Raw genomic sequence first — 20,722 nt, forward strand, 5'->3', positions numbered from 1 at the left:
CCTCCCACACAGCCTTATTTGGCTGTACTCTTGCTTGTTTCTATATTTTTGAGATGTTCTTGATACGTTTTGGCGAATAAGTGCCCGCCTGTACCGTCTTTTTTCGTAACATAATACAGATATTCTGAAGCTTCAGGTGCCAGTGCTGCTTTGATCGCATCCAGACCTGGATTAGCGATTGGCCCTGGTGGTAAACCTTCATGTAAGTACGTGTTGTAAGGACTATCTATTTTAAGATCTGAGTATAACAGTCGATCTTTTTGCTTGCCTAGGGCATATTGCACAGTTGCATCAATTTGAAGCTTCATCTTTTGCTTGAGACGATTATCGATTACACCTGCGACTTGCGCTCTTTCTGCTGGAACTACAACTTCACGCTCTACTAGAGAAGCTTCTGTCAACAGTTGGTGAACCGTGAGATTACGTTCTTTTAGTTGAGCATCCAGATTATCAATTGAGCGTAGCTTGGTGCGAGTCGCTAACAACATATTAGCAATAATATCGGATTCTGTACTTTCAATCGGTAGATCATACGTTGCCGGGAACAAATAACCTTCCAGTGGATGCAGAATACCATCACCTGTTGGCACTTTAAGTTCTTGAGCGAGCTTTAAAGAAGAAGGATCATCTACTAATTTCATAAAAGCATCGCGATCTACATATCCAGCCTCACTTAATTTATCGGCAATCTGAGTTACTGTATACCCTTCAGGAATCGTAAATTTCATCGTTTTGGGCACAACAACTTCTGCATTATCTAACTTTGAAATAATCTGATCATACGTTAAACCTGGAGTGAATTCATAATCACCTGCTTTGAATTCACTGCCTTCGCTTTTCATTTTCAAATACACTTTAAAAGCGAACGCATTTTTGATTAATCCATTTTGAGCTAATTCATCAGCTACTGTAGCTGTGCTTGTGCCTTGCTTTAACGTATACGGTACTACTTGATCCGATGTCGCTGTAGGCTGCATAGCATTCCACCCATAGCCAATACCGGCTGCAATCACAATCAGAACAATCAATATAATCCATATCCCTGTCCTACCTCGTCTGCGCAATGAATATAACAGCTCCTTTTACAGCCAAAAAGAGCGGAAAGATCCCGCTCTTTTTGGAAGATAATTGTGCATATTGTACTGCATCCGTGATTAATCTTCAAACGGTAATGTCAGTTCGTCATATAGCTCGGCTACATCTTCCCATTCATCATCATCATCAATAGTCACAAGTTCAGGTTGTCCATCCGCAGCATCGATAATTTTTAAAATCTCGACTTCGTCTTCAGGAATACCATTATCTTTTTGCAAGACTGCATAAGTCCCTGTGTCTATCTGAAATTCACTGACAATACGATAAACAGTCACTTCGTTCTGTTCATCCGTTAGTTCAATCAACAGACCATAAGCTTCCAGCAATCTTGACGTAAACTTGACGTTACTCGCAGAAAGATCAGTCATAGGTTTATTCACCATCCAATTCAGCAACTAAAGTATTGAATGTTTCTTCAACGATCTGCCATTCCTCTTCATTTTCGATAATGAAAAGTTTGAGATCTTCGCCTTCTTCTTCATATCGAAACGCATATACTTCGTCGGTATCGTCCTCTGTGGATTCCATAGGCACGACCATCATATATTTGGCGTCCGAACCATCAACCTCGAATTTCATGATGACTTCAAACTCTTCCTCATTACCTTCATCATCAGGAATATAAATAATTTCTGGTTCTTCCTCAAGCAAATTTTGATCTTTAGCCATATTTACCACCCTCACCTTTTACTTTTGGCATCCAAGTAATTTTGTAAAATCAAGCTTGCAGCCATTTTATCAACCACTTGCTTGCGTTTCTTGCGACTTACATCTGCTTCAATAAGCGTACGCTCGGCTGAGACAGTGGTAAGCCTTTCATCCCATAGGTGAACAGGTAGCTGCACAGATTCTTTGAGACTTTCAGCGAATTCCATACTTAGTTGACCACGGGGACCGACGCTTCCGTTCATATTCTTAGGTAATCCAACCACGATCTCTGTCACTTCAAGCTCACGTATAAGCTCGACGATACGCGCATCCACATCTTTGGTACGCTTGCGATCAATGACTTCTACCCCTTGAGCGGTCCAGCCAAAAGCGTCGCTGATTGCAACGCCAATTTTTCGATCCCCATAATCTAACCCTAATATTCTCATTTCTTTACGCTCCGTCTCTACCGATGACTGGCCAGGTAGGATCGGACCAGTTCTTCTATTAATTCATCCCGCTCTTTTTTGCCGATCAAACTTCTAGCATTTTTATGCCGGGGAATGTAAGCGGGGTCCCCTGAGATTAAATATCCAACCATTTGATTGATCGGGTTGTATTCCTTCTCAACCAGTGCATCGTATACAGTGAGAAGTATTTCCTGAGAAGAGGTTTCGTGCTCGTCACCCTTCACATTAAATTTAACTGTTTTATCCATGGAGTCCACTCGCTGACACCTCGCTTTTTGGAAAAAGTGTATACTTGTACACTTCCTCAAAATGGAATCCCTTGCTATTCATGCTGATTCTTTTTCATCATAACACAACAAGGGATATACAAGGAATATTTACGTTAAAACAATTCAAAAAGTTACAAAATTGTTTCACCTTTTTGAATCTAACACGCTATTCCTTATCTTTTTATACCCATTATCTGTTCCTAATATCATTAAATCGAAGCGACATGTTGCTTCGCTGCTGCAAGAGCTTCTGTTAATTTGGAAGCATCTTTACCACCAGCTTGCGCCATATCAGGACGACCACCACCACCGCCACCACAGATAGCAGCGACTTCTTTCACCAATTTACCTGCATGTAGTCCGCGTTCAATACCAGACTTCGGAACAACAACAACAAAGTTTACTTTGTCATCTTGAGCTGCACCTAGCACAAGCACTGCTTCAGGCAATTTGCCTTTTAATTCATCTGCTAGACCACGCAAAGCATCCATACTTGGAACATTAACAGAGACAGCTAACAGTTGAGTAGAACCTACAGTTTCGACTTGATCTGTTAATTGACCTGCTTCAATCAAGCTTAATTTGCTTTGCAGTGATTCATTCTCACGACCTAGATCGCGTAGTTGTTGGTTAAGCGATTCAATACGTTTAGGAACATCATGTACGTTTGATTTCAATTGTACCGCAGCTTGCTTCAAAATATCCAATTGGCTATCTAAGAACATGTATGCTAGACGTCCAGTAACGGCTTCGATACGGCGTACACCCGAACCAATACCACTTTCAGATACCAATTTGAACAATCCGATACGTGCTGTGTTATCAACATGACAACCACCACATAATTCGATACTGTAATCACCGATTTGGACTACACGTACAATATCGCCATATTTTTCGCCAAATAGTGCCATAGCGCCCATTGCTTTCGCTTCGTCGATTCCTTTGTACTCGATCTCTACATCTAGACCTTTCCAGATTTCCTGATTCACACGACGCTCGATATCTGCAAGTTCTTCCGGTGTAATACTACCAAAGTGAGAAAAGTCAAAACGCAAACGCTCTGCTTCAACTAATGAACCTGCTTGATTAACATGTGTACCTAATACATCTTTAAGCGCTTGATGCAATAAGTGAGTCGCTGTATGGTTTTTGATAATATCGTTACGATTTGGTGCATCTACTTCTGCTGTTACCACATCACCGATATGCAGTTCACCCGAACTTACAGTAACGATATGCACAAATTGTCCACGTGGAGCTTTGAACAATCCTTCGACAGAAGCTTCAACTGTATCATTGCTCAAACGACCTACGTCACTGATCTGACCGCCACTTTCTGCATAGAAAGGAGTTACATCCAGAATCACCTGACATTGTTGCCCTTCGCCTACACGATCTACCGATGCTTCTTCTTGAATCAAAGCGACTACAGTAGCTTGTACTGTTAATTGCTCATAACCGATAAATTCACTTTTGCCTTCAAAATCAGACAATACACCGCCTTGAACTTTCATACTGCCGCTATCTTGACGAGCTGCACGAGCGCGATCACGTTGCTCTTGCATAGCTGCATCAAAGCCTTCACGGTCTACAGTTAGTCCATTTTCTGCTGCATAATCTTCTGTTAAGTCAAACGGAAAACCATACGTATCATATAATTTGAACGCTTCTGCACCACTGATTGCTGTTTGTCCATTTTGCTTCGCTTGTGTACTCAGATCAGCCAAAATATTCAAACCATCGGATAAAGTCTCATGGAAACGCTCTTCTTCTGTACGAATAATTTTCTCGATAAATTCACGTTTGGATACTACTTCTGGATAGTAGACACCCATAATCTCGCCTACAATACCTGTTAAGCTGAATAAGAACGGTTTATCCAGACCGATCACTTTACCGTAACGTACAGCACGACGTAGCAAACGACGAATAACATAACCACGTCCTTCATTGGAAGGCAATACACCGTCAGCCGCTGCAAAAGCAACAGTACGAATATGGTCAGCAATAACTTTCAATGCTACATCGGTTTCTTCGTTTTGTTTGTAAGTTACGCCTGCAATTTGAGCAGCTTGTTGAATAATAGGTTGGAACAAGTCAGTGTCAAAGTTAGAATCCACTTCTTGCAAAATCGAAGCAAAACGTTCTAAACCTGCACCTGTATCTATATTTTTGTTCGGTAGCGGTGTGTAGCTACCATCTTTGTTATGATTGAATTGAGAAAATACCAGGTTCCATACTTCTAAGAAACGTTCATTTTCTCCACCTGGATACATTTCTGGATCATTTGGATCAAGAGCACCATAAGCATCTCCACGATCATAGAAAATCTCACTACAAGGTCCACAAGGGCCTTCGCCGATATCCCAGAAATTCTCTTCCAGACGAATAATACGTTCAGCCGGTAAACCGATTTTCTCGTTCCACAATTTGAAAGCTTCTTCATCTTCTGGATAGACTGTAACTGATAAACGTTCTGGATCAAATCCGATCCATTCTTTTCCTGTCAAAAATTCCCATGCCCAAGTGATTGCTTCTTCTTTGAAATAATCACCGATTGAGAAGTTTCCTAACATTTCAAAAAAGGTATGGTGCCGACGTGTTTTACCTACGTTTTCAATATCGTTGGTACGAATACATTTTTGTGAATTAGTGATACGTGGATTTTCAGGTTTTTCGCGTCCATCAAAATACGCTTTCAGTGGCGCCATACCCGCATTAATCCATAATAGAGATGGGTCATTATGAGGTACCAGTGGAGCACTTGGCTCTACATTGTGTCCTTTGCTTTCAAAAAAAGCGAGCCATTTGGAACGAATTTCACTTGCTTTCATAAGTAATGAGCCTCCTCAGAATAGTTAAACATCTATTTCTTGTTGATCCAGTGTGATCTATCCAACCTGTATCTACTGACAAGTCGGTAAAAAAAAAGCGCCCTGCGCAAAATCAGGGGCGGTGTTCTGGTGTGTATCTAACATTAGTCCCTGCAACCGCTCTTTTATTGTGTATAGGTTTTGTGAATCAAGTGACAAACAACCGCTTAATACGTCCAATAATACCTATGTAGGGTTCGGTCATCACTTCAATTACCTGTGTAACAAAAGATGTATGCCTGGATCTCCTTTATTTCGGGTCATGGATCGTCCATATTCCGAAATTTCACGGTTCTTTAACAACTATATCAGTATATCTAGCGCCCATACGTCTGTCAATCGCATCGGTCATGCTTAAAAGCCCCGACTTCTATCGCCACCTCTACAGATGTGCAATACAAGACGGGGTTTTTAAAATAGCGCTGATACACGTAGTATGTATAAGATAAGAATTGTACCGCGCTGTCAAAACAGCCGATATTCGCCACTCTATACATCGTTCATGTTTATAAAAAGGCTCAAGCTTGTGTATACATAGCTACTGGTTCTTCGACAAACAAATCATCTAATGAACTTAGTGTGCCGTCTTCTTCGACTTGATATACAGACATTTTGCCACCATTTACTGTTAGCTCGATAAAACAACCCCAGCAATAAAATTGATGGGAACCAATTTTACCAATATCTTTTGAATTACAATTTGGACATTTCATTCAGCGCTCACCCTATCCGTCTCCAAGTTTAATGACATTCCTCTAGTCGTTCATTACTTTCGATCGGCACCATAATCGCGCTTTCACCAAAAGCAACTTGTCCGCTTACCGGAAGCCACTTTCTTCCACCTATCATATCCGAGATAAAGCCATCACTGATTTCAATCCCGGTAATGCTTTTACCCAACTCATGGTCAAAATAAACATCAGAGACATACCCTAACATCGCTCCATCACTGGTCAGAAGTGGCATATCTTTAATTTTGTTTTGACCGATCAAAAATGTATGTTTAATATCGTCAGCCGCGATCTGGCGGACTGCCTGTTGATTACGGATCATAATAGCGTCTTCTCCATAGGACACAATATCTTCCCATAGTATGGTACGCACTTGTAATGAGAAAAAGCTTTTACCTTCCAGTTCAAAACCTTGAACAGACCAGTCTTCGCTTAATATAAAGTCGTGAATTTTACCAAGTTGCTTGCCATCTTCAATATCAAATACAGCAAGTCCAATCATTCCCTGCATCTTCATAACGCTCAGGACCTCCTCATCGCATAGATTGCGCAGGAAGAAAATCATTTCTTTCTTGCCCGGCTGTTGGCGTCATATGATCATCTTCCCTCCCTTATTATTCACCACACAGGGGAGCCCTAATTTCTACTACGTATGCGCTTTAAAATAGTTGCAATTTTTTGTGTTACATATGCTATTTCTTCCCTAGTATTACCCATCCCAAAGCTAAAGCGAATCGCGGAATTCAATAGATTTTCAGGAATTTTCATTGCTTGAAGAACATGTGACAATTCTAATGAACCTGAAGTGCATGCAGACCCACTTGCAGCTGCAATATGTTCCATATCCAAATTCATTAACATCGTTTCACTTTTCACACCGGGAAAGCTAATATTCAGAATATGAGGCAATGATTGATCGATAGGCGTATTGACTGCATACCCTTCTGATCCTACTTCATGTTCCAGACATTCCAGCATATACGTACGCAGCGAATGAAGATGCTCTATACGCTCTGGTAATCCTTCTACTGCTAGTTCTACCGCTTGACCAAAACCGGCAATACCCGCTAAATTCTCAGTACCTGCACGACGTTTGCGTTCTTGCAGTCCTCCATAAAGAACAGGTTCTACTTTGACACCATGACGAATATAAAGAGCACCGATCCCTTGAGGACCATTGATTTTGTGAGAGGAAAAGCTAATCAAATCAACAGGCAATTCATGACAGTTCAAATCAATAGCACCTAATGCTTGCACAGCATCGGTATGAAAAATAATGTCTTTAGAACGTGCCAGCTGTCCTATTGCTGCAATCGGCTGAATCGTACCGACTTCATTGTTGCCAAACATAATACTAATCAATATCGTTTCTGGACGGATCACCGCTTCTACGTCTTCAATATGAACCAATCCATGTTGATCGACAGGCAGATAAGTCACTTCATATCCACGACTTTCCAGAGCTTCACACGCATGAAGTACCGCATGATGTTCAATTTGTGAAGTGATAATATGATTGCCTTTATGACGTAATGATTCAGCAATACCGAATAAAGCTAAGTTATCACTTTCAGTTCCTCCTGCTGTAAAAACAAGCTCATCAGGGCGGCATCCTAACCGTTTAGCCATTTGATCTCTTGCTCCACTGACTACTTTTTTCGCAGAGCGACCAAAAGCATGCACACTTGAAGCATTACCGTGAGTATCTGTCATTACTTTTAACATCTGTTCAGCGACTTGTGGATGAATCGGTGTAGAAGCCGCATGATCTAAATAAATAGCTTTCATCATGTATTCACCTTTCTGTATAAGAAAATAAAATATACGTACAAAGACAACAAAAAACGGAAGGGAGCAGCAATATACCTGCGGGTTCCCCTCCGTCTTGTGGTCTACATCGAATTTAGATATAAAACATATAATTGTCTTCTTGACCTTGCTCACGATACGTGATCAAGTCTTTGAGCGTCGTTGAATCAATCACTTGTGCGATTGCGTCACGAATCTGCATCCATAAATGACGCTTCGCTGCTACATCTTCATCGGTAAAATCAACCACTGAGATTGGACCTTCAAGTACGCGGATCACTTCACCTGCTGTGATCGTTTCCGGTTCACGAGACAAAATATAACCGCCATACGCACCACGGATACTTTTTACTAATCCGGCATTACGAAGTGGAGCGATCAATTGCTCCAAATAATGTTCAGAAAGTTGATTTTTTTCAGCGATACTTTTGAGTGATGTCGGGCCTTCACCAAAACGGGAAGACAATTCCATCATAATCGTTAGACCGTAACGTCCTTTAGTTGATATCTTCATATAGGGCACCTCACTTAAATTTGGCAAAAACAATGATAAATCGTTGATTTATTGAACAACCTCAATTATTATTAATAGTTGCACGTATCGTAAAATTCCGATAATTCACTGTATTCCGATCATTCTTGTTACCTATCGTAACATATATACAGGCTTTATGGGAAATTATTCGTGCCTTTTACAACGTTATGTTACAAGAAAATGGTACAATGAATTATTGCTGTCGGTTAGATATACCTTTTACAGATGAATTCTTATTATTGTGCACTTCCTATTAATCATTTCGCAAATAATAGAATCATCTCATCTTATATAAAGTGGTGAGTACAAATGGAAAAAGCAAAAGCAGACACTCGTGTCGTTGTCGGTATGTCCGGCGGAGTCGATTCCTCAGTAACGGCGTTGTTACTCAAACAACAAGGTTATGATGTAATCGGAATTTTTATGAAAAACTGGGATGATACCGATGAGTTCGGTCATTGCACAGCAGAAGAAGATTCAGAAGATGTACGCCGGGTCTGTGAACAGATCGGGATTCCTTACTATACCGTCAATTTTGAAAAAGAATATTTCGATAAAGTATTCACGTATTTCTTAGATGAATACAAACGTGGACGTACACCGAATCCAGACGTGATGTGTAACCGTGAGATCAAGTTTGGTGAATTTTTGAATAAAGCGATGGATCTAGGTGCTGATTATGTAGCTACAGGTCATTATGCACGTGTCGTTGAAAAAGACGGCGTGTTCCAATTACTACGTGGTATCGATAACGGCAAAGATCAAACGTATTTCTTAAATGCATTGAATCAAAAACAATTATCCAAAACGATGTTCCCGATCGGTCATTTACCAAAACCTGAAGTTCGTCGTATTGCAGAAGAAGCAGGTCTATATACAGCGAAGAAAAAAGATAGCACAGGCGTATGCTTTATCGGTGAACGTAATTTCCGCGAATTTTTAAGTGGATATTTGCCTGCCAAATCTGGCAAAATGGTTGATATTGCAACAGGTGAAGTAAAAGGTGATCATGATGGATTGATGTATTATACGCTTGGACAACGTCAAGGATTGGGTATTGGCGGTTCAGGAAATGGTAATCCATGGTTTGTCGCTGACAAAGATTTAGAACAAAATATTTTGTATGTTGTACAAGGTGATCAACATCCAAGTCTATACTCTACTGGTCTTGTAGCATCTGTAATGAACTGGATTGATGGTTCAGAGCATGCACCAGGTACTACACTGCATTGTGTAGCCAAATTCCGTTATCGCCAACCGGATCAAGCAGTTACATTAACATGGCAAGCAGACGGTAATGTCCATGTACAGTTCGATGAGCCACAAAAAGCTATCACTCCAGGACAAGCTGTTGTTTTTTATGATGGTGAACTTTGTCTTGGTGGCGGTACAATTGATGTCGTGGAAAAAGTAGCTTACGAAGCAGTAGTATAATCGCTCTGTATAGTACCGGCTCAAGATACCGGTAGTATTTTATGCAATAGTACAGGTTCAAGAGTAACAATATTTGATAAACATGACCATAAATAAGTATTACAAAAAAGAGTTACTGATGGTTGTCATCGGTAACTCTTTTTTGATTGGGTATTTTAGATTTTTGAGATGATTAGAAATACGTATTTCCAACCCATAATCCAAGCCCTGCACAGCCGATCCCCAATATATATGAAGCACCAATATAACTCCAAAACAGACGATACTTTTGCTTGAGATGTAATTCAATATTTTCTAATTTGAATGTTGAGAAAGTAGTATAACTACCCATAAAACCAGTTCCAATTAACAATTGAAAGTGACTATTCAACCCTGAAGCGAATAATAATCCTAGCAAAAAAGAACCGCTAACATTAATACATAATGTCGCTAAAGGAAATTGCATCGGCCACTTCGTTTTCATCCAATTGGATAACAATAAGCGAGCCAGAACGCCAAATACAGCTCCTACCGATACCAACAGCATATTAATGAGCATGACGGTTCCTCCTTCTGTTCATCCACTGTTCACTAACATAGAATCCGAAGCGTGAAGATAACAATCCACCTATAAGACTGGCTCCAATATAAAGGGCTGCTGTGCCATACCAGTGTTTTTCGATCAGTTGGATACTTTCCAGACTGAATGTTGAAAAGGTAGTAAATGAACCTACAAATCCTGTACCTAATGCTGTAATAATCGTTTTGGAGATATAAGGAAGTTCCGCTAAGTACTTCATCACGATAGCTAATAGAAAACATCCAACAATATTAATAATCAATGTCGCTAGCGGAAAGCCAGGGCTGACAATCCACACTCCTGTTAGATAACGACATAATGCTCCTAATACGCCAAATAGAGCTACCCAGACATAATACATATTCATAATCCCCTTCCCTGTCCATAAAAATAACTCCTACTCGAACAACACACAGTGATCCTGTGATTGCACAAGTAGGAGTCATTAGCTGAAACCAGCAGTCAATGGCGAACTCCATCGCCGATTTAGTTGATTTTAATATAACGTATGACTATTGGTTTGTAAAGATTGGCATATTACAATCCTCTACGGCGCTCTTGATTTAGCTTGATTTTCGATTCATTGCCTTGCTCTGTCGCTTGATAAAACACTTTACGAGACAGCCCTTTTGGCAGATATTCTTGTTTGACAAAATGATTCGGGAAGTTATGAGGATACTTGTATCCTTCATGCCCTAACTGAGCAGCCCCTTTGTAATGAGTATCCCGTAAATGCAGTGGAACTTCAGCAGACTTGATCTCATCTATCGCTGACATAGCGCTGGAGATCGCTGTATAGACTGCATTAGACTTCGGACTTTCTACAGCAAACAAAATCGCTTGCGCAATATTTAGCTTCGCTTCAGGCCAACCGTTCGTACGATATGCATCTAGCGCCCCTAACGACTGAATCATCGCTTGTGGATTAGCCAGACCGATATCTTCACTACTAGCGGCGATTAAGCGTCTTAGAAATGTCATCGGGTCCATCCCTAACTTTTCAACTGCATACAAGAACCAAAATAAAGCGGCATCACTGGAACCCCGTATACTTTTGTGAAAAGCAGACAACACATCATATTGAGTCGATTCATCTGCTCGGACAATCGGACGACGAATCGATTCTTCCGCCACCTCTAGAGTCACATGAATATTGCCTTCTGCATCTGGAGGAGTAGTCACAGCGGCAAGTTCTAATGCATTAAGAGCACGCCGAATATCTCCATTTGCCATCGAAGCAATATGTTGTAGTGCTTCTTCATCCACCTGTAATTGCATAAATCCAAGTCCACGTTCAGCATCGCTTAATGCACGTTTCATCGCAATCATGGAATGCTCTTGATTCAGTGGTTCTAATTGAAATAAAGTCGATCGGCTCATCAATGCGCCATTCACATAGTGAAAAGGATTCTCGGTAGTTGCTCCAATAAAAATAATCGTTCCTTTTTCTACTGCTGGTAATAGAGCATCCTGACGAGAACTATTAAAACGATGTACCTCATCTAAAAAAAGAATCGTTTTCGTTCCATATAGCGACTTATTCGTCTGTGCACGCTCGATCACTTCACGAACTTCTTTAACTGTCGCTTCAACGGCATTCAATCGTACAAATTCAGCTTGCGTATGCTTGGAAATAATATGAGCTAATGTGGTCTTACCACAACCCGGTGGCCCATATAGCAAAATAGACGATACTTGATCGGCTTCAATCGCACGACGTAACAATTTACCTTGACCTACAATCTGTTCTTGCCCTATATATTCATCGAGTGACTGTGGACGCATCCGGTCAGCAAGTACACCCATACTATTCGATCCAGCATCCTGACCACCATCATACGAAAATAAGTCCATACGTTCACATCCTATCTATAATCCATCATTTGTACTGTCACATTTATAGTGACTGTAATCACCTATATCATGATCATTCCGGTATATATTAAAAGCAGATCCACATCGATCACATTATTGCTTTATTTTATTAACCCAAAGGAGACCTATATTATGCAAACTATTTCATTAGATACAGTCATACCCCAGCAAGACAAAAAAATAACTTCGATCTACAATACCGAAGCCCGTCAAATCGTTCATCTACAATTAAGTGCAGCGCAAGAAATTTCTACTCATAAAAGCCCTAAGCAAGTATTCATTATTGTCAAAAGTGGAAAGGTTGTATTTACCGTGTCCGATCAAGAAATCACACTATCTGCTAATGAAGTGTTAGTGATGGAACCGGATGAATACCATTCACTTAAAGCACTTGAAGATACATCGATTTTAGTTATCAAATCTTAAATCATACTAAAGCCCGTCTCTTTATTTTAACATTATTTTGCACAAAAAGCAGAAAAGAGAGTTCTTCTACAGATCAACTGTACAGAGAACTCTCTTTTTCTGTATTCTTTTTATTCTGTATCGCTCGTAATATACTCAGGGATCTGCTGTCCGCGCATAATCCATAATTCATGCAATGCACGCGTACAACCTACATATAATAACTTGGCATCCCATGCATCATTTCGATAATGGTCGGTATCCACATCACTGACAATAACAGCATCAAATTCTAACCCTTTGGATAAATATACAGGTAAAATCGAATGCCCACCTTGATAAGCGGCTTTACCTCCATCAATTAAATGAATCTCTATCCCTTGCTCGGTTAGTTGTTGATGTAATTCAATAGCTTCATGTAATGTTCGTGTCAAAATGGCTGTAGTCCGGTAATCTTTGGTCTGCAATTGTTGCCAGTTCGTGCGGATTGTCTCCAGACGTGTATCTGTTGAACAAGGAATCATCCGCACAGGATCGCCACTACGGAATACAGGCACAGCTGTAATTCCATTTTGTACACCTTTTTCCAAAATGATATTTGCAAATTCGATAATTTCCATCGTCGAACGATAACTTCGAGTCAGCGGGAAATAATCAGTCTGTTCTGGAGTAAATAAATCACTGATCTCTTCCCATTGATGTACTCCGCGATAAGCATGAATCCCTTGCGATAGATCACCTAATATCGTAAATGAACTACCACGTACATAAAGATCAAGCAAAGCGACATGAAAAGGAGAAAAGTCTTGTGCTTCATCCATAACCACATGGTCAAATCGATGTTCTGCTTCCATCTCATGAAGTAACGTATGGATATAGACTAGAGCAGGCAGATCATCTTCACGAATACGATCTTTTTTTAATTCAGTAGATACCTGTTTTAGCACGTCTGCCGGGATCTGTTCCCAGATCGATTGAAGTGCTTCAGCATGGTTACCACTTTTGATCGCTTTAAATAACTGTTTATATAATGATAATGGCTCGTATTTAGGCCATTTATTTAAGTATGCTTTTTCTCGTTGAGCTGCTTTTTTCTTGCGTTCTTTGCGAATTGCTTCTGAAGGTGCTACTTTAAGCTGCATTTCTATCCAGCGATGAACACGTGCCATCACCCGTTCTTTGCGCTTCGCTAACGGATAGTGTTTGTATTCGTTATTGAACCATTCCAGTATCTCTTGCTGTGACAAAACAGCCTCATCCCACGGATTGAAATCAAGTTCAGGTACAGCCGTCTGTTCCAATACGTTCACATACTCACGAATCAACTGCATAAAAGCAAGTGATCCTTTGTAACGTGAAGGAGTGTGATCTGTAACAGCCGGACGATCTGTATTTTCAAACCAGTATTCATACGTCTCTGATTGAGGTACCAGACGAATATCACTTTCCAGAATCTGTTGTGCCCAATCACTAAATGTACTCTGCTGAATATCGCCTACACCCAGTTCTGGCAACACTTCCGAAATATAATCTAAAAACATATGGTTGGGTGCAAAAATAATCATTTTATCGGCAGATACTTGCTCTTGATATTGATACAGTAAAAAAGCTAATCGGTGCAAAGCAACCGTTGTTTTTCCACTACCTGCGACGCCTTGAATGACCAGTGCTGTATTTTTAGCAGCGCGGATAATCCGATCTTGCTCGGCTTGAATCGTAGATACAATATCGCGTAGTTTGTTATCTTTGTTTTCGCCCAGACGGTACACTAGAAATTCATCGGTGACTGCGGGCTCTGTACTTTCACGATCATACGTATCTGCTAGACGTTCTAACATGCGTTGATGAATAACAATATTGCGCTTGAGATAGACCAATCCTTGAATCAATCCTTCTGGCGCTTCATACACTGCTGCTTCTTCTCCACCTGTAAATGAGTAAAACAAACTTGCTACAGGTGCTCGCCAATCAATTACTAACGGCTGATCCTCTACCTCAGACTTGCCAACACCGATCTTACCAATATACAGAGGTTGGCGTGTTCCTTCTTCTCCTTCTGCAAAATCCAGACGACCAAAATATGGTGCTTGTGCGCTTTTCGAAAGAGATTGACGTTGCTGTTCACGACCGGATTCCAAAATCTGTTCGGTAAAATCATGCCCCGTATAGACAGGAATCTGGCTTAAACGCTCTAGTTGTTCATCAATCTCAACAACTGTTTGTTGCAACTTGTCTTGCTCTTCTTGATAGGCACTTTGAAAGTTGTCCTCCAATTTCAGTTACCTCCTAAGAAATCTACTTATGATCTCTTTGTTAAACACGCAAAAAAACAAAACGCAGACGTAACAGTAAAAGGTACACTTCTCATGATCACTTTTTGCAAAGCGAATATGGTGTCATGTGTACTATTTTCAGGTCAGTCTGCGCTTATGTTTATAGTTTTGCCATTAACAAAGGATTTTTAATATACCACAAGCATTTTGAAAAAACTAGTTCTTTTTTGAAGGACATCTATGGAGTGAGTTGTTTTTAAATGCTTGTTTTATGCATCATCCGCTTCAGAAAAGGCTTTGTTCTTGCCGTCGCTGGTGAAATGTAATCCCTTGATTAGACTGCATAGCAGTCGGGATTCCACTTCAAAGGCGACTTTCAGAACAATGCCATTTCTTACGCTACGTTGGTATTCTGATTATTTAAAAAAAGAGTTGAATGCCTTCAATAAAAGATTATTAAATAAACAGTTTTAATACTTATGATTGAACAAATACTTTAGAAAATTAAGACTGAAATGTATATGTACAGTATGACTGAAGTAGTTTTTTAATTCCATTTGAATGATAAGGCATGAGTGTATTGGCTGTTTGCAAATCGACCCATTTCAGTTCTGATATTTCTTCTGGATGTTTAATTTCACATGCTCCGTATAAAATATTTGCTTTAAAGGTTATAAATAAAGCGTGCTGGTCTTTTTCCTGAAAGAACGCTTCATTTATTGCTAGCACATGTTCAACTATAATCGTTAATCCTGTCTCCTCTTGCACTTCTCGGACAACAGCTTGTTCTAATGTTTCACCGATTTCTACAGCACCGCCAGGAAGTGACCAACCCGATCCTTTATTATTTACCATCAATAGTTGCTCTTGATCTTTATCATAAATAAGAGCATAGACTACATCTACTCTTTGCATGTTATTTTCCTCACTCTCTTTCTTTCAGATGCAGGAATTTAAAATATTACTTTTTTATATCAGTTACCAATGGCTAATGTCGATCATTCTTAAAAAGAACTACAAGAAAAGAGCATGTATCTGTTAAAAGATAACATGCTCTTTATTGGGGAAAATTATTTAGAAATGTGTATTAAAGTTCGATACCATTTTTTTCGAGCAGTTCACGAACAGTGACACTGACCATAATTAGTCCTGCTACAGGAGGAACGAAAGCGTTACTTGCTGGTGGTTGTTTAGCTTTGCGAATCTCTGGTGCATTTTCAGGTACAATTTTATCGGTAATATCCTGACGTGGTTTCATCGGTTTTTCGGTAGAAAAGACTACTTTCACGCCTTTTTTGATTCCTTCTTGACGCAATTTGGTACGGACAATGCGTGCAATCGGGTCCATTTTAGTTTGTGAAATATCTGCGACCTGAAATTGACTAGGGTCCATCTTATTAGCAGCACCCATGCTCGAAATCACTGGAATATTGCGTTCCAAGCATTGTTTAATCAAATGGATTTTGTAAATAATCGTATCAGACGCATCAATGACATAATCAAGATCATATTTAAATAATTCTTCATACGTTTCTTCGGTATAAAACATGTTAAGTGCTATTGCTTCACATTCTGGATTGATCAATTTCACACGATCAACCATAAGATCAGCTTTCTTTTGTCCAACAGTAGTCGTTAGCGCATGAATTTGACGATTGATATTAGTGATATCGACTGTATCTTTATCGATCAAAATAATGCGTCCAACCCCTGTACGTGCTAGAGCTTCGACAGCGATTGAACCGACTCCACCGATCCCAAGAACGGCAACGGTACTGTTTTTCATCACTTCCATACCTTCTGAACCGAAAGCAAGTTCTGTACGTGAGAATTGATTTAACATCGATGTTCACTCCTTTCTTTATAAATGAGAAACTGCAACTATAATCATTATTTGTTACAAACGAGTTTAGTTGTTTTCTTGTTTTTTATCGTCGCCTGGTTTTTTAGCAAGCTTGATATGCAATTGTTGTAATTGAGAAACGTCAACTTGAGACGGTGCATCCATCAATAAGTCAGTAGCATTGGCTGTTTTCGGGAATGCGATCGTTTCACGCAAGTTCGTACGTCCTGCAAGCAACATCACTAGACGGTCAAATCCGAAAGCAATACCGCCGTGTGGAGGTGTTCCGTATTCGAATGCATCCATCAAGTAACCGAATTTATCACGAGATTCTTCTTCTGGAAGACCCAACGCTGCGAACATTTTTTCTTGTACATCACGTTTGTAGATACGCATCGAACCGCCGCCTACTTCGTAACCATTTAATACGATATCGTAAGCTTGAGCACGAATTTGACCTGGATCGGTATCGAATAAATGTACATCTTCTTCACGAGGACGTGTGAACGGATGGTGTTCTGCTACATAACGTTTTGCATCTTCATCGTAACCAAGTAATGGGAAGTCTACAACCCATACAAATTTGAATGCTTTGTCATCGATTAGACCTAGATCGCGTCCAATTTTCAGACGTAAAGCGCCCAATACATCTGCAACTACTTTTTTGGTGTCAGCTGAGAATAACAATAAGTCGCCATCTTCTGCGCCTACAGCTGTTTTGATTTGCTCTAATTCTTGCTCATTGAAGAACTTAACGATAGGTCCTTTAAGCTCGCCTTCTTTGACTTGAATCCAAGCTAGACCTTTAGCGCCATAACGTGCTGCATACGGCTCTAAGCTATCGATTTCTTTACGAGTCCATGTGCCACAGCCTTTAGCGTTTAAGCATTTCACTTCTCCACCCTTTTCAATCACAGAAGCAAATACTTTAACACCACTAGCTGCTACAATATCACTTACATTGACCAATTCTAAGCCAAAGCGAAGATCTGGTTTATCTGAACCGTATTTGTCCATTGCATCTGCATGTGTAATGCGTTGGAATGGTGTAGGAATATCTACATTCACGGTTTCTTTAAATAATTTCACCATTAATTGTTCCATCATATCAAGCAAGTTGTCTTGAGTTAAGAACGAAGTCTCGATATCAACCTGTGTAAATTCAGGCTGACGGTCTGAACGCAAATCTTCATCACGGAAACAACGAGCGATCTGGTAGTAACGTTCAAGTCCACTCACCATCAATAATTGTTTGAAAATCTGTGGTGATTGTGGCAATGCGAAAAATTCGCCTGCATGAACACGACTTGGTACAAGATAATCACGTGCACCTTCTGGTGAACTCTTCGTCAAAATTGGTGTTTCTACATCAATAAAACCTTCGCCATCCAAGAAGTCGCGGAAAACTTTAGCTGCTTTGGAACGCAACATCAATGTTTTTTGCATTTCAGGGCGACGCAAGTCCAAGTAACGATATTTCAAACGAACTGATTCGTCGACTTCAATACCATCTTCAATAAAGAATGGAGGCGTTTTGGCTGCATTCAATACTTCAATTTCGGTAATACGTACTTCGATTTCACCTGTAGGCAAGTTTTTGTTAATTGTCTCATCATCACGTAGTACCACTTCACCTTTAACGGCTAATACATATTCGCTACGAACACGATCTGCGACTTGTAAAGCATCGCCAGAGTATGCAGGGTTGAATACAACTTGTACAATCCCTGTACGGTCACGTAGATCGATAAATAGTACGCCACCTAAGTCACGACGAGTCTGTACCCAGCCGTTCAACGTAATCGTTTCGCCAATGTTGGCAGTTGTTAATTGTCCACAGTTATGAGTCCTTAACATAAGTTATTCATTCTCCTTTAAATTGAGTTGATCGTTTTTCGCTATTGCAGTGATACAGGGTTGCTTAATCAGATATAGCTATTTATTTCAAGTGATCTGCTAACTCGTCCATTTTGACAGTTTGCTGTTCACCAGTATCCATACGTTTCAATGCAATTTCGCCACGTAACAATTCATCATCACCCAAGATCGCTGTATAGCGGGCTTTGAAGCGATCAGCTGATTTCATTTGAGCTTTCATTTTACGTCCTAGATAATCGCGTTCTGCGGAGAAACCTAGTTTACGTAATTTGAATAATTGTTTGACCACTTCAACTTCTGCTGCTTCCCCTAAGGCAAGCAAATATACATCAAGTGGTTGAACACCTGGAACTTCTACTTCTTGATCTTCCAGTAACAATTGCAGACGTTCCATTCCGATACCAAAGCCGATACCCGGTTGATCCGGTCCGCCGACTTCTGATACTAATTTGGTATAACGTCCACCGCCACCAACTGTATCAATAGCACCGATTCCTTGCGCTTTGTATTCAAAAGCAGTGTGTGCGTAGTAATCCAAGCCACGTACAAGACGAGGGTTGATCGTATACTCTACATCCATAATTTCCAAATACTCTTTGACTTTAGCAAAATAAATAGTACTTTCTTCATCCAGACTATCTAAAATCGAAGGTGCATCTACAAATTTGTCATGATCGATTTTGCAATCTAATACACGCATCGGGTTACGTTCCATCCGAGTCTGACAATCTTTACACAATGTGTCGCGCATCGGGCGCAAAAATCCAAGTAATGTCTCGTTATAGTTGGCACGTGTCTCTGCTGTACCTACAGAGTTCACTTCAACCGTAACTCCTTTTAATCCTAATTCTCTAAAAAATTCTAAACCTAGTGCAATCACTTCTGCATCAATCGCTGGATCAACAGAACCAAAAGCTTCGATACCGAACTGGTGAAATTGACGATAACGCCCTGCTTGTGGACGCTCATAACGGAACATAGGTCCCATATAATATAATTTGCTGACATCAGGCTCGCCATACAATTTATTTTCAGCGTAAGCACGTACAACGCCAGCTGTCCCTTCAGGACGTAGCGTCATACTTCTGCCACCTTTATCTTCAAACGTATACATTTCTTTTTGTACCACATCGGTTGTTTCCCCTACACCACGTTGGAACAATTCTGTAGATTCGAATAATGGAGTACGGATCTCACGATAGTTATATCGTCTACATAGATCGCGTGCTTGTTGTTCGATATACTGCCATTTTTCTACTTTACCTGGTAAAAAATCTTGCGTACCTGTTGGTTTTTGAAAAGCCATGACTGATTCCTCCTTGATTCAAGTGATTCTTTATCCTGTTCATAAATGACACAAAAAAATCCCACGCCTCTGTTTATTATAAACAGGGACGAGGGATTGGATTATTCCATTCACCCGTGGTACCACCCACATTTCGAATGCAATCTTCTATCTCAAACGATAACTGTCTGATCTAGAGTACAACCATTGCACTCGCTTCATTAGCGGTTAACGCCCGCTGACTACGCATGAGGTTACTTGGATTCCAAAAGGAATAGTTAATACTGCAAATATGAATTTACAGCTCCTATCTCACTTTTCTATCTTTCACATCATGTTCTCGGGGAGGTCTTTTCACAAAGGGACACAGGGAATTCTTCCAGCCACGGAATTCCTCTCTTTATCGATCATCGATACTGTATCGGTCTAAGTTACTTTTCCCGTCTACAAATTCGTATATTTAAAGATTACTTTAATCAACATAATCTTATATTCAATCGTTCCAACTTTCATCTACTATGACATTTGCAAAGCTCATAGTCAGAATCATGTTATATTTAACGATTGTAATGAACCACTGCACTAAAGTCAACACTTTCACTTAATAAAAATATACTGTGCAAGTACACTATATCGCTATAGACAAAAAAATAACCTACAGCAACGGGCTGTAGGCCAACATAGTATGTTAAAAAGGGGGTCATAGGTACATTATAGATGGTGATTGTTAAGAGAAG

20 protein-coding genes and 1 riboswitch are annotated in these 20,722 nt (G+C 40.1%); of the genes, 2 read left to right on the plus strand and 18 right to left on the minus strand.

The features are described from left to right. Window positions 1–14: 14 nt before the first annotated feature. From mltG to cymR, 10 genes are all read right to left on the minus strand, one after another. Entirely contained in the window at window positions 15–1,064 is a 1,050-nt protein-coding gene (gene mltG / locus QE450_RS13965) for an endolytic transglycosylase MltG (protein ID WP_307299897.1), read from the minus strand. A gap of 90 nt (window positions 1,065–1,154) precedes the next feature. Further along, window positions 1,155–1,463: a DUF1292 domain-containing protein gene (locus QE450_RS13970; RefSeq protein WP_204822994.1), complete on the minus strand. Its 309-nt coding sequence runs from the start codon at window positions 1,461–1,463 to the stop codon at window positions 1,155–1,157. Between the two features lie 4 nt (window positions 1,464–1,467). Then, window positions 1,468–1,764 (minus strand): DUF1292 domain-containing protein, encoded by a 297-nt coding sequence (locus tag QE450_RS13975; RefSeq protein ID WP_204822993.1) that lies wholly within the window; start codon window positions 1,762–1,764, stop codon window positions 1,468–1,470. 11 nt (window positions 1,765–1,775) lie between these two features. Then, a complete protein-coding gene (gene ruvX / locus QE450_RS13980) occupies window positions 1,776–2,192 on the minus strand; it encodes a Holliday junction resolvase RuvX (protein ID WP_204822992.1) in 417 nt (138 codons plus the stop codon). Between the two features lie 17 nt (window positions 2,193–2,209). Beyond that, the gene (locus QE450_RS13985; protein ID WP_069329188.1) at window positions 2,210–2,470 is read right to left on the minus strand and encodes an IreB family regulatory phosphoprotein; all 261 of its coding nucleotides are present in this window, start codon (window positions 2,468–2,470) and stop codon (window positions 2,210–2,212) included. A gap of 221 nt (window positions 2,471–2,691) precedes the next feature. Beyond that, window positions 2,692–5,319, minus strand: a complete 2,628-nt coding sequence (gene alaS / locus QE450_RS13990; protein WP_274172063.1) for an alanine--tRNA ligase — start codon at window positions 5,317–5,319, stop codon at window positions 2,692–2,694. 557 nt (window positions 5,320–5,876) lie between these two features. Continuing rightward, window positions 5,877–6,071: a hypothetical protein gene (locus QE450_RS13995; RefSeq protein ID WP_273613339.1), complete on the minus strand. Its 195-nt coding sequence runs from the start codon at window positions 6,069–6,071 to the stop codon at window positions 5,877–5,879. Window positions 6,072–6,099: 28 nt separating this feature from the next. Continuing rightward, window positions 6,100–6,606 carry a PRC-barrel domain-containing protein gene (locus QE450_RS14000; protein WP_273613340.1) on the minus strand — a complete coding sequence of 169 codons (507 nt, stop codon included), beginning with the start codon at window positions 6,604–6,606 and terminating at the stop codon, window positions 6,100–6,102. A 119-nt stretch (window positions 6,607–6,725) separates the two neighbouring features. Continuing rightward, window positions 6,726–7,877 carry a cysteine desulfurase family protein gene (locus QE450_RS14005; RefSeq protein ID WP_307299906.1) on the minus strand — a complete coding sequence of 384 codons (1,152 nt, stop codon included), beginning with the start codon at window positions 7,875–7,877 and terminating at the stop codon, window positions 6,726–6,728. 115 nt (window positions 7,878–7,992) lie between these two features. After that, window positions 7,993–8,412, minus strand: coding sequence for a cysteine metabolism transcriptional regulator CymR (gene cymR / locus QE450_RS14010; RefSeq protein WP_069329183.1), 420 nt, complete (start codon window positions 8,410–8,412; stop codon window positions 7,993–7,995). 330 nt (window positions 8,413–8,742) lie between these two features. Between cymR and mnmA the strand changes: the two genes are divergently transcribed. Beyond that, window positions 8,743–9,867: a tRNA 2-thiouridine(34) synthase MnmA gene (gene mnmA / locus QE450_RS14015; protein WP_307299913.1), complete on the plus strand. Its 1,125-nt coding sequence runs from the start codon at window positions 8,743–8,745 to the stop codon at window positions 9,865–9,867. A gap of 172 nt (window positions 9,868–10,039) precedes the next feature. Here the strand turns inward: mnmA and crcB (QE450_RS14020) are convergent, their stop codons facing one another. From crcB (QE450_RS14020) to QE450_RS14030, 3 genes are all read right to left on the minus strand, one after another. Then, window positions 10,040–10,405 (minus strand): fluoride efflux transporter CrcB, encoded by a 366-nt coding sequence (gene crcB, locus QE450_RS14020; protein WP_274172060.1) that lies wholly within the window; start codon window positions 10,403–10,405, stop codon window positions 10,040–10,042. Beyond that, window positions 10,395–10,787: a fluoride efflux transporter CrcB gene (gene crcB / locus QE450_RS14025; RefSeq protein ID WP_307299918.1), complete on the minus strand. Its 393-nt coding sequence runs from the start codon at window positions 10,785–10,787 to the stop codon at window positions 10,395–10,397. Before crcB (QE450_RS14025) ends, crcB (QE450_RS14020) begins: the two co-directional genes overlap by 11 nt. Window positions 10,788–10,855: 68 nt before the next feature. Continuing rightward, window positions 10,856–10,918: riboswitch (Fluoride riboswitch) on the minus strand. A 45-nt stretch (window positions 10,919–10,963) separates the two neighbouring features. Beyond that, window positions 10,964–12,280, minus strand: a complete 1,317-nt coding sequence (locus tag QE450_RS14030; protein ID WP_301262719.1) for a replication-associated recombination protein A — start codon at window positions 12,278–12,280, stop codon at window positions 10,964–10,966. Between the two features lie 153 nt (window positions 12,281–12,433). Here QE450_RS14030 and QE450_RS14035 point away from each other — a divergent pair, with 153 nt between their 5' ends. Next, the gene (locus QE450_RS14035; protein ID WP_307299923.1) at window positions 12,434–12,727 is read left to right on the plus strand and encodes a cupin domain-containing protein; all 294 of its coding nucleotides are present in this window, start codon (window positions 12,434–12,436) and stop codon (window positions 12,725–12,727) included. Window positions 12,728–12,837: 110 nt separating this feature from the next. Here the strand turns inward: QE450_RS14035 and QE450_RS14040 are convergent, their stop codons facing one another. The 5 genes from QE450_RS14040 to hisS all read right to left on the minus strand — a co-directional run bounded on the left by QE450_RS14040 (window position 12,838) and on the right by hisS (window position 20,006). Beyond that, window positions 12,838–14,979, minus strand: coding sequence for a HelD family protein (locus QE450_RS14040; RefSeq protein WP_307299926.1), 2,142 nt, complete (start codon window positions 14,977–14,979; stop codon window positions 12,838–12,840). A gap of 504 nt (window positions 14,980–15,483) precedes the next feature. Then, complete coding sequence (locus tag QE450_RS14045; RefSeq protein WP_307299929.1) at window positions 15,484–15,894, minus strand: NUDIX hydrolase; 411 nt, start codon at window positions 15,892–15,894, stop codon at window positions 15,484–15,486. Window positions 15,895–16,066: 172 nt separating this feature from the next. Then, window positions 16,067–16,822 (minus strand): tRNA threonylcarbamoyladenosine dehydratase, encoded by a 756-nt coding sequence (locus QE450_RS14050; RefSeq protein ID WP_273613347.1) that lies wholly within the window; start codon window positions 16,820–16,822, stop codon window positions 16,067–16,069. Between the two features lie 66 nt (window positions 16,823–16,888). Beyond that, entirely contained in the window at window positions 16,889–18,679 is a 1,791-nt protein-coding gene (gene aspS / locus QE450_RS14055) for an aspartate--tRNA ligase (RefSeq protein ID WP_273613348.1), read from the minus strand. Window positions 18,680–18,761: 82 nt separating this feature from the next. After that, window positions 18,762–20,006: a histidine--tRNA ligase gene (gene hisS, locus QE450_RS14060; protein ID WP_307299937.1), complete on the minus strand. Its 1,245-nt coding sequence runs from the start codon at window positions 20,004–20,006 to the stop codon at window positions 18,762–18,764. Between the last annotated feature and the right edge of the window lie 716 nt (window positions 20,007–20,722).

Source organism: Paenibacillus sp. SORGH_AS_0306, from assembly GCF_030819345.1.
GTDB lineage: Bacteria > Bacillota > Bacilli > Paenibacillales > Paenibacillaceae > Saccharibacillus > Saccharibacillus kyungheensis.

Excerpts from the sequence above, each read along its gene's own strand:
- QE450_RS13970 (WP_204822994.1), bottom strand. The coding sequence starts at position 1,463 with ATGACTGATCTTTCTGCGAGTAACGTCAAGTTTACGTCAAGATTGCTG.
- QE450_RS13975 (WP_204822993.1), bottom strand. The coding sequence starts at position 1,764 with ATGGCTAAAGATCAAAATTTGCTTGAGGAAGAACCAGAAATTATTTAT.
- ruvX (WP_204822992.1), bottom strand. The coding sequence starts at position 2,192 with ATGAGAATATTAGGGTTAGATTATGGGGATCGAAAAATTGGCGTTGCA.
- alaS (WP_274172063.1), bottom strand. The coding sequence starts at position 5,319 with ATGAAAGCAAGTGAAATTCGTTCCAAATGGCTCGCTTTTTTTGAAAGC.
- QE450_RS13995 (WP_273613339.1), bottom strand. The coding sequence starts at position 6,071 with ATGAAATGTCCAAATTGTAATTCAAAAGATATTGGTAAAATTGGTTCC.
- QE450_RS14000 (WP_273613340.1), bottom strand. The coding sequence starts at position 6,606 with ATGAAGATGCAGGGAATGATTGGACTTGCTGTATTTGATATTGAAGAT.
- QE450_RS14005 (WP_307299906.1), bottom strand. The coding sequence starts at position 7,877 with ATGAAAGCTATTTATTTAGATCATGCGGCTTCTACACCGATTCATCCA.
- cymR (WP_069329183.1), bottom strand. The coding sequence starts at position 8,412 with ATGAAGATATCAACTAAAGGACGTTACGGTCTAACGATTATGATGGAA.
- mnmA (WP_307299913.1), top strand. The coding sequence starts at position 8,743 with ATGGAAAAAGCAAAAGCAGACACTCGTGTCGTTGTCGGTATGTCCGGC.
- crcB (WP_274172060.1), bottom strand. The coding sequence starts at position 10,405 with ATGCTCATTAATATGCTGTTGGTATCGGTAGGAGCTGTATTTGGCGTT.
- crcB (WP_307299918.1), bottom strand. The coding sequence starts at position 10,787 with ATGTATTATGTCTGGGTAGCTCTATTTGGCGTATTAGGAGCATTATGT.
- QE450_RS14030 (WP_301262719.1), bottom strand. The coding sequence starts at position 12,280 with ATGGACTTATTTTCGTATGATGGTGGTCAGGATGCTGGATCGAATAGT.
- QE450_RS14035 (WP_307299923.1), top strand. The coding sequence starts at position 12,434 with ATGCAAACTATTTCATTAGATACAGTCATACCCCAGCAAGACAAAAAA.
- QE450_RS14045 (WP_307299929.1), bottom strand. The coding sequence starts at position 15,894 with ATGCAAAGAGTAGATGTAGTCTATGCTCTTATTTATGATAAAGATCAA.
- QE450_RS14050 (WP_273613347.1), bottom strand. The coding sequence starts at position 16,822 with ATGTTAAATCAATTCTCACGTACAGAACTTGCTTTCGGTTCAGAAGGT.
- aspS (WP_273613348.1), bottom strand. The coding sequence starts at position 18,679 with ATGTTAAGGACTCATAACTGTGGACAATTAACAACTGCCAACATTGGC.
- hisS (WP_307299937.1), bottom strand. The coding sequence starts at position 20,006 with ATGGCTTTTCAAAAACCAACAGGTACGCAAGATTTTTTACCAGGTAAA.